Annotated in this window: 9 protein-coding genes and 1 rRNA gene; 5 read left to right on the forward strand and 5 right to left on the reverse strand. The window is 32.7% G+C overall.

Going from position 1 to position 8,817, the window contains the following annotated elements:
* The 4 genes from rrf to BM227_RS12060 form a co-directional block, all read left to right on the forward strand.
* Positions 1 to 96: ribosomal RNA gene (gene rrf, locus BM227_RS12045) — 5S ribosomal RNA — on the forward strand; the annotation flags it as partial.
* Positions 97 to 265: 169 nt separating this feature from the next.
* Positions 266 to 1,441, forward strand: coding sequence for a vWA domain-containing protein (locus BM227_RS12050; protein WP_092914195.1), 1,176 nt, complete (start codon positions 266 to 268; stop codon positions 1,439 to 1,441).
* Between the two features lie 48 nt (positions 1,442 to 1,489).
* Positions 1,490 to 2,326 (forward strand): UTP--glucose-1-phosphate uridylyltransferase GalU, encoded by an 837-nt coding sequence (gene galU, locus BM227_RS12055; protein WP_092914197.1) that lies wholly within the window; start codon positions 1,490 to 1,492, stop codon positions 2,324 to 2,326.
* Between the two features lie 334 nt (positions 2,327 to 2,660).
* Positions 2,661 to 4,775 (forward strand): methyl-accepting chemotaxis protein, encoded by a 2,115-nt coding sequence (locus tag BM227_RS12060; protein WP_092914199.1) that lies wholly within the window; start codon positions 2,661 to 2,663, stop codon positions 4,773 to 4,775.
* Between the two features lies 1 nt (position 4,776).
* Here BM227_RS12060 and BM227_RS12065 read toward each other — a convergent pair whose 3' ends face one another.
* From BM227_RS12065 to BM227_RS12085, 5 genes are all read right to left on the reverse strand, one after another.
* Positions 4,777 to 5,658, reverse strand: coding sequence for a sulfate/molybdate ABC transporter ATP-binding protein (locus BM227_RS12065; RefSeq protein WP_092914200.1), 882 nt, complete (start codon positions 5,656 to 5,658; stop codon positions 4,777 to 4,779).
* A gap of 2 nt (positions 5,659 to 5,660) precedes the next feature.
* Positions 5,661 to 6,335: a molybdate ABC transporter permease subunit gene (gene modB / locus BM227_RS12070; protein ID WP_092914202.1), complete on the reverse strand. Its 675-nt coding sequence runs from the start codon at positions 6,333 to 6,335 to the stop codon at positions 5,661 to 5,663.
* Positions 6,332 to 6,733: a TOBE domain-containing protein gene (locus tag BM227_RS12075; protein ID WP_092914203.1), complete on the reverse strand. Its 402-nt coding sequence runs from the start codon at positions 6,731 to 6,733 to the stop codon at positions 6,332 to 6,334. Before BM227_RS12075 ends, modB begins: the two co-directional genes overlap by 4 nt.
* Complete coding sequence (gene modA, locus BM227_RS12080; RefSeq protein WP_092914205.1) at positions 6,730 to 7,482, reverse strand: molybdate ABC transporter substrate-binding protein; 753 nt, start codon at positions 7,480 to 7,482, stop codon at positions 6,730 to 6,732. Before modA ends, BM227_RS12075 begins: the two co-directional genes overlap by 4 nt.
* A 69-nt stretch (positions 7,483 to 7,551) precedes the next feature.
* A complete protein-coding gene (locus BM227_RS12085; RefSeq protein ID WP_092914206.1) occupies positions 7,552 to 8,481 on the reverse strand; it encodes a Y-family DNA polymerase in 930 nt (309 codons plus the stop codon).
* Positions 8,482 to 8,544: 63 nt separating this feature from the next.
* Between BM227_RS12085 and BM227_RS12090 the strand changes: the two genes are divergently transcribed.
* Positions 8,545 to 8,817, forward strand: a 273-nt coding sequence (locus BM227_RS12090) for a transposase family protein (RefSeq protein ID WP_143089747.1), incomplete at its 3' end; no start/stop codon positions are given.

The following is an 8,817-nucleotide window of genomic DNA, read 5'->3' on the forward strand; positions in this document are numbered from 1 at the left end:
GGTCATACCCGGTCCCATCCCGAACCCGGAAGTCAAGCCCCTCTGCGCTGATAATACTGCTCCCTTCGGGAGTGGGAAGGTAGGTCGGTGCCGGGCGGAGGTTTCTTCTTATTTATATTTTTACCTCCTAATAAATCTTTTATCTTCTTTAATCAATTATCTTTTAGTACTAAATATCTCTTTTTTTATCCTTTTTTCCATATAATCTTTTGTATATTACTACTAGATACTAAATTATTAAATCTACTTGCTAACAAGAGGAATTGTGAACAGTTTAGAGAAAAAAATTACAAAAGCTAAAACCAGATTAATGGTTAAGCATCCCTATTTTGGACTACTGGCAAGTCGTTTAAAAACTGAAGCGAGTGATGAAGTTGAAGCTTTTTTAAGTGATGGAAAAACACTTCAGTATAATCCTGACTATTTTTTAGAAGAAGGAATAGAAACTATTGAGTTCGCACTTGCTAACAGTGTAATGCACCATGTCTTGGCACATGAAAATAGAAAACTTTCTCGTCAGGGATGGCTATGGCAGTTGGCTACTGATTATGCAATAAATAATATGCTAAAAGAGAATGGTTTTAAACTGCCTGCTCGTGTACACTATGATGAACGTTTTGAAGGAATGTATGCTGAAGCTATTTATGCCCATTTAAAAGATGAGATAAAAAATGAAGATTATAATGATGATGAGAGTAATGAAGAGGGCTTTAATGAGCAAAACAAAAACCGTATGAAAGAGCAGCAGCCTCCACAAGATAATAAAAATAGACGAGATGACAATTTGCCTCTGCCTCCACAAGAACTAGATCCTCAATTAGAAGAGGATTGGGCGCGTGCTATGAAAGAAGCTCTTGAAAAAGCACAAGAGCAAGGACATAAGCCAGATGGAATTGAGCGTCTTTTTGAAATTACTTCAGATACTTCTGTTGATTGGAGAAGTGAACTTTATCAAGCTGTTAATCGTCATCTTAAAACAGACTATACATTTTCTAAGCCAAATAAGAAGATGATTGCAAATGGTGTTTATCTGCCATCTACATATAGCGATAGTTTGACAGTAACTGTAGCAATAGACTCTAGTGGTTCAGTAAATGAAGAGTTACTCGGTCTTTTTATGAGTGAACTTGAAGCTTTAATGATGAGTTTTCCAGATACAGAGGTTGATTTGTTGATTTGTGATGCTAAAATTCAAGGAGTATATAGATATGTATCTGGTGAAATATTAGACTTTACATTAAAAGGTGGAGGTGGAACAGATTTTAGACCGGTTTTTGATTATATTGAAAATGAATTACCTGATACTTCACTGCTTATCTATTTTACAGATGCAGAAGGGACATTTCCTGAAAATGAGCCATTGTCTGAAATAATATGGGTATTGTCTAAAGATAGCAATATTCCTTTTGGAAAAAAGATTGTTTTAAAAAGCATTGATTAGGTACAATATCAGTCATAAAATGTATGAGGTATATTACAAGGGGTTTTAATGATAAAAAAATGTCTATTCCCGGCTGCAGGATATGGAACACGCTTTTTACCAGCAACCAAGGCAATGCCTAAAGAGATGCTTCCAATTTTAAATAAACCGCTTATTCAGTATGGTGTAGAAGAAGCATACGATGCTGGTTGTGATGTTATGGCAATAATTACAGGTCGAGGAAAACGTGCAATTACAGATCATTTTGATATCAGTTATGAGTTGGAGCATCAGATAAAAGGAACCTCTAAAGAGGCAATGCTTAACGATATTCGTAAACTTATAGATGAGTGTACATTTACATATACACGTCAAAATGAGATGAAGGGATTGGGTGATGCCATCCTTAAAGGTCGTGTATTGGTAGGAGAGAGTGATCCTTTTGCTGTTGTTCTTGCTGATGACCTTTGTATAAATCCTGATGGAGAGGGCGTTCTTCGCCAAATGATCAATATTCATAATAAATTTAGATGCAGTATTGTAGCTATTATGGAAGTACCTGATGAAGAGGTGCATAAGTACGGCATTATCTCTGGTCGTGAAATAGAAGATGGTGTATATATGGTTGAAGATATGGTTGAAAAACCTGATAACGATAAAGCTCCTTCAAATTTGGCAATTATTGGTCGTTATATCTTGACTGCTGATATATTTGAGATTATTGAAAATACCAAGCCAGGAAAAAATGGTGAAGTACAAATAACTGATGCACTTTTAACCCAGGCAAAAAGAGGTATGGTTTTAGCATACAAATTTAAAGGTAAACGCTTTGATTGCGGAAGTGTTGAGGGATTTGTAGAGGCTACAAACTATTTTTACAATAATATTCTTAAAAAGTGTAAATAAAACTAGTAAAATTTTATCTACAATTACAACCTACTTTTATAGATTCTACAATAACAATCATAGGATACAGAAGCTTTAAATTGCTTCTTGTATCCTATTTTCAATTATATTGCAATATTTTATAGTAGATGAGAAATATTTTTAAACAAAACATCTTCTTTATATAAATAAAATATGATTTAACTTATTCTTTATTAATTAAAAGTATAATTTTATCTACCAATTTAGTATGGATTTTTTATATCTATGCTTATCAAAAAAATTGAATAAATTATTCATTAATATAGATATAAGTCTTTATACAGTTAGTATATTAAAACATCTGGAGGTTGTAATGACACAAAAATTATCTATAAAAATGAGGTTGCAGTTGATAGTTCTTGCTGCAGTAATGCTAACATCTATTATTTTAATCATTGTTAGTTCATTATCTATTAAGAGTATGTCTGAAAAGAATATTCAAGTATATAAACAAGATACATATAATGCAAAAAAAGATGAATTACGTAATTATACTAGTATAGCTTTTAGTATTTTGGAGTCCTATTATGAGAGGACAAGCAAAGATAAAATAAAAGAAGAGGTCAAATCTTATATAACACAGCAATCAGATTTCTTATTTAGTATTATTAACAAGCAGTATGAATTATATAAAGATAAATTAAGCAAAGATGAATTAAAAAACCTTATTTTAAATACAATAGCATCGACAAGATATGGTAAAAGTGGATACTTTTGGATAAATGATTTCAATTACAAAATGATTATGCATCCAATAAAGAAGAGTTTAACAGGAAAGTATTTTAAAAATACCCCAAATGTACCATTTGTAGAATTAGGAGTAAATAAACTTAAAAAAACTGGTAAAGATGTAGCTTATATTGAGTATACATTTTACTATCCAAAATCAAAGAGAAATGTTTTTAAATCTTCTATCGTTAGAGTTTTTAAACCTTTTAATTGGATTATAGGTACGGGAGCATATGTAGATGATATAACAGAAAAAATGCAAAAAGAGGCATTAAAAGCAATTGAGAAAATCAGATATGGAAAAAATGGTTACTTTTGGATAAATGATTTGAACTACAATATGGTTTTGCACCCTATAAAGAAAGATTTAATAGGTAAAAACTTTAAAAATAGTAAGAAAGTACCGTTTGTAGCACTGGCTGTAGATGCCATTAAAAAATCTTCTTCTGGAAGTGAAATAATACAATATACATTCTATAATCCGTCAACTGGGAAAACTTCCAAGAAAATATCAAATGTTAAACTATTTAAACCTTGGGGCTGGATAATAGGTACAGGTGCTTATGTTGATGATATTGAATCGCAAATTATGCAAATGGAAAAAGAGAGTGAAGAGCATATAAACAATAATTTATTAAAGATTGTTATTGTTTCTATTTTAGTATCTATTGTACTTGTTCTAATAGTTACATTTATAGTTAACCAAGGTGTTACTAAGCCAATTAGAAAACTTCAAAACTCAATGTTAAAGATATCTAATGATAAAGACTTATCATTAAAAGCAGATACAGATGCACCAGTTGAAATATCTAATATCGCTTCTAGTTTTAATGCACTTATAGATTCATTAAGAGAGATTGTAAGTGAAGCTAAGAGTAGTTCTGTAGAAAACTCTTCTATATCTCATGAATTATCAACTACCTCTCTTCAAGTTGGTAAAAATGTTGAAAAGTCTGTTGGTATTGTTAATGAGACTACAGATAAAGCCAATAATGTAATTAAAGAGATTCAAGGATCTATAGAGGATGCAAAGGTTAGCAATAAAGAGGTTGAAAAAGCAAGTTTAATGTTAAAAGAGGCGAGAGATGAGATAGTGCAACTCTCACAAAATGTTCAAAGCAATGCAAGTTTAGAGTTAGAGTTGGCTGATAAAATAAATTCGCTTTCTAATGATACTGAACAAATTAAAGTTGTTTTAGAAGTAATATCTGATATTGCTGATCAAACAAATCTTTTAGCATTGAATGCAGCTATAGAAGCAGCAAGAGCAGGAGAGTATGGTAGAGGTTTTGCAGTGGTTGCGGATGAGGTAAGACAACTTGCAGAAAGGACACAAAAAAGTTTAACAGAGATTAATGCTACAGTCAGTGTAATTATTCAAGCAATAAATTCAGCAAGTGAGCAAATGACAGAAAATTCAAAAGAGATGGAAAGTTTAGTTTCACTCTCTTCAAAAGTTGAGGAAAAAATAAATTTAACAACAAGTATTGTAAATAGTGCAACAGAAATTAGTCATAAAACGGTAAATAATTTTGAGTATGCAGGTAAAAGTATTAATGAAATAGTTGATGTAATTAATGAGATAAATACAATTTCATCACAAAATGCAAGAAGTGTAGAGGAGATTGCAAGTGCAGCTAAACATTTAAACTCTTTAACAGAAAGATTGACAAGTAAGCTTGAGCAAATTAAAACTTAAATCAAGTAGAGTCAATTTTAAAAATCATAGGGTGAAATGCTTTTGAAACGATTTGGATACGACTGCCTATATGCAATTCTTCTCGTTCACTCTCAGTTGCCATAATCTTTACTATCTGTGTACCTACTGCAACAGTGAGTAGGTATACAGGCTTACAACTTTCAATTGCAAGAACTTCTCCTACAAATTTAAAACTGCCGCTTATCTTCTCTTTTACAAAAATTTCAGAAGGTGAACCCTCTTTTTTTACTACTCCACTTTCTAACTGGTAAACCCTATTGCAAAGGCGAAATATTTCACTTGGATCGTGGCTTACAAGTATTGTTGTAAGGTTAAACTGCTTATGGATTTTGGCTAGTTCATCTTGAAGTTTATGACGCATAGTATGATCAAGTGCAGAAAGAGGCTCATCTAGTAGCAGAATATTTGGTCGGCGAACCAGTGCTCTTGTCATTGCAACTCTTTGTTGCTGACCTCCAGATAATTGAGAAGGGTATCGGTTTATAAGCTCTTTTAAGCCAACTGTCTCTATAAGCTCATCTATAATTTCAGCATCATCGCCTTTTTGCAAAGCAAATGTGAGATTCTCTTTTACAGTCATATTGGGAAAAAGTGCATAGTCTTGAAACACAAAGCCTATTTTACGTTTTGAGGGGTGAAGATTAATATTTTTTTGGCTGTCAAACCAAACTTGGTTTTTTACTACAATACGACCTGAATCTGGAACTTCAAGTCCTGCAATCATTCTAAGGATTGTAGTTTTTCCTGCACCTGACTCTCCAAAAAGTGCAACAAATTCACCATCTTCAAAATTCATATCAATGGAGAGTTCTAGTTTACCATCTACGGAGAGTAGCTCTTTTTTTATAGAAACTTCTATCATTGTTACATCTTTTGTAAAAATTTTCTATTTACAAGATAGACTACCAGTAAAATTGTAAAAGTAATAGCAAATAGAATCAGTGCATATTGATTTGCAATATCATAATTTAGTGCTTCTACTTCATCATAAATAGCAATGGAAGCAACTCTAGTAACTCCAGGAATATTGCCTCCTATCATCAAGACTACGCCAAACTCTCCAACTGTATGGGCAAATGTTATTACAGTACCGGTTAAAAGAGATGGCTTAATATTTGGAAGTAGTACTTTAAACAATATAGTGAGTTTTGATTTACCAAGCATCTGTGCGGCTTCGGTAAGTGTTTTTGGAAGATTTTGTAAACCAGACTGTATGGGGTGAACCATAAAAGGCAGGCTAAAGAGTACAGAGCCTAGTACCAAGCCTTCAAATGTAAATGTAAGACGAAAGCCAAGAGTCTCTTGCCAAAATCGTCCAAAAGCGTTTTCAGGGCTAAATGCTACAAGTAGATAAAAGCCAAGAACAGTAGGCGGCAGTACCAAAGGCATACTTACAATAGTTTCAATGACTGGTTTAAACCTTGATTTTGTTGTTGAAAGAAAGTAGGCTAGTGGAATACCTATGAAAAGAAGAATAACAGTTGTAACAACAGCAAGTTTAAAAGTCAGTACCATTGTTAGCCAGAAGTTTTCACTCATTTTTCTTCCATTAGAGTCATCTCATTTGCTTTGACTAAAGCAGTAACGCTCTCTCCTTCTTTTAGCTTCATAGCTTCACAGGCTCGGCGACTGATTATAGATACAATTTTATCTTCTTTAAAAAGAATAGTAACTTCCACAAGAAGCTCTCCGTAAACTATTTTTTCTATGACTCCTTCAAATCTGTTGCGAAGACTTATGCTACCTCTAAAATCTTTTGCAAGTGCTACTTCACTCTCTTTGAAAAGCAAAGAGACTACATTGCCAATTTTTAGATTAGATGTCTCTGGGTTGCCTAGTATATATGCAGTTACCATTGTATCACTACAAGCTATATCAACTTGAGAGAGTTCACCTGAGTGTTGGATGGCAATTATTGTACCTTTTAGACGATTCATTTTTTTACTATGTATCCAAACTTTTTGAAGATTTGCTTTCCTTGAGGGCTAAAAAGAAATTCATAAAATGCTTTAGTCTCTTTTGGCTTTTTTTGTTGACCGTGTTTTAGTATTACAACCCCTTGTTCTATAGGTGAATATAGAGTAGGGTTGATATTAACAAACTCTCCTTTGCCACTCATTTTTGGCGAAAGTACAACCGATTTTGCAGTTAATCCAGCATCTACAGCTTTGGAGACAATATATTGGTTTGTTTGAGATACACTTTCAGCATAGATTAGTTTCGATTTTATTTTTTTGTAAATTCCAGCATTTTTCATAGCAATTACAGCTTGAGTGCCGTAAGGTGCATTTTTGGGGTTTGGTATGGCAATTCTCTCTATTTTTGGATTTAGTAAAGATTTTATGCCTTTATCTAACTCTATTGGCTTAAGAGTCCAAAGTACCAAAGAACCATACGCATAAATCTTTGGATCATTAACAGCAAATCCATGTTGTCGTAAATATTTTGGATACTTCATATTTGCAGATAAAAAGAGATCAAATGGTGCACCGCTTTTTATTTGAGCAGCAAGTTTCCCAGATGATGCTACAACAGTACGAACTGTAATACCAGTTGAGCTTTTAAAAGCCTTTTTTAGCTCTTCCATAGCATACTGTACATTAGCAGCTGTAGCAACTGTAATCTCTTTAGCAATAATATTTATTGTGGCTAATGAAAGCAGAAGAAATAGCACTATTTTTTTCATTAAAAAGGTTCCTTTTATGCTTTTTACCTTCTTTATTTATAAAACCTATTGTATTAATGAGTTACATAATTAATGCTTAATCTCAACAGCCGTTTTGATCATATCAACCCCATATTTTTGCCTTATTTTAGCGCAATGTTTAAAAAGTCTCTTCTCTTTTAACTCTTGTTCATATTCAAAGATTGATCCTCTGGTTGTTGGTTTATTCTCAAAATTGCTACAGTTAATGCTTAGTCGAATGATACTTAAAGATTTGTAGATATCTATTTCATTAAAAAGCTCCAATATATGCCGTCTTAAACTCCATTCACTGAAATTAAAAGTTATTGTAGTATTTCTTTTTGCTTTTTGACCAAACTGGTACTTTATGCTTAGAAAAATGGTTTTAGGCTGAGCATCTATCTTTAGAATTAGATGGGCTAAATGGCGACATAGGATAGTAAGCCGTCTTCTTATCTCATCTCTGTCAAATACCGGATCAATGGTTCTGGAGATTCCTATAGACCTTCTATCTATATTAGGTTGTATCGGCTCTTTATCATCTCCATTAACTCTGTGATATAGTTGAATACCAGGTTTTTTCCATCTGTAAAGCAGATGTTTAGCTTGTTTAAGATCTCCTAGAGTCTCTATTTTGTACTCTTTTAGCCGTTTTGCAAATCCTTTACCGATTCCTGGAAAAGAGTCTATCGGTTTTGGATCAATAAAGTTATCTATATCTTTTTTAAAAATTACTTTGCATCCATTTGGTTTAGCTTCACTTGTAGCCATCTTTGCTATCCATTTAGATGGAGCTGCTCCTATGGAGATAGGCAATCCAAATTTTTCTTTAATGTCACATTGAAGCTCTTCTATGAAGTTTAAGACATCTTTTTCTTCACACCAGCCCTTTAAATCACCAAAAAACTCATCTACGCTATACTGCTCTACTACTGGAATTTTCTTTAAAAGATACTTTTTTAGTTTATAGGATTGTTTGTGATAAAAAAGATAGCCCATTCCGATACTAAGGAATACTTTTTGCTATAAAGCCAAAAAAGTATATTTATATCGGGAGAAAAAATGGAGCCAGAATTATTGAAAATTTTAAAAGAGCATATATCAGAACAGGCAAGACCACAGGGGAGACAGTATAGTTTGCCGGTAATAATGTTTTTATCGATAATAGCTATATTAATGGGAGCAAAGAATCCAATAGAGGTATATAAATGGATGAAAGCAAACGCTAAAAGGAAGGAGATAAAAAAATTACTAGGAGTAGAGTTTATACGAATACCTGGGAGATCAAGATTATATGATTTTTTTGAGATAGTAGATAAAGATGAATTAGAGACA

The sequence above is a fragment of the Hydrogenimonas thermophila genome (assembly GCF_900115615.1).
In the GTDB taxonomy this organism is placed as follows: Bacteria; Campylobacterota; Campylobacteria; order Campylobacterales; family Hydrogenimonadaceae; genus Hydrogenimonas; species Hydrogenimonas thermophila.